Source organism: Mesorhizobium sp. M8A.F.Ca.ET.181.01.1.1, from assembly GCF_004792025.1.
Classification (GTDB): domain Bacteria; phylum Pseudomonadota; class Alphaproteobacteria; order Rhizobiales; family Rhizobiaceae; genus Mesorhizobium.
Genome location: NZ_SRTV01000219.1, coordinates 1 through 307, shown reverse-complemented (window position 1 = coordinate 307; position 307 = coordinate 1). Strand labels below are relative to the sequence as shown.

General features: G+C 65.8%; 1 pseudogene. It reads right to left on the bottom strand.

The window, feature by feature from the left end:
• Positions 1–307, bottom strand: a pseudogene (locus EN824_RS34335) (anti-sigma factor); the annotation flags it as partial.

Sequence of the window (307 nt, the reverse complement as noted above, 5' to 3'; positions counted from 1 at the left end):
GAAGTCCTTGCCGGCGCCACGCTCGCCGGAGACCAGCGACAGGCCGACCTCATGGCGGGCGGCGTCATAGACGGCGAGGTATTTGACAGGGCTGTTGTAGGCGGCCAGTGAGGCGAACAACCTGGTCTGAGGCTGCGTAACCGGCGGATTGAGGAAAGGCAGGGCGACGTAGACTGCCAAAGCAGCAATGGCAGCGGCGGCGAGGCCACGCCAGAAAGCAAGGCTCGACCAGAGGCTGGTGCTGGGCGCGGCGGAGGTGGAAGCGGACGATGCGAACAGGCTGCGGTCGATCGCGACCTTGACCGAA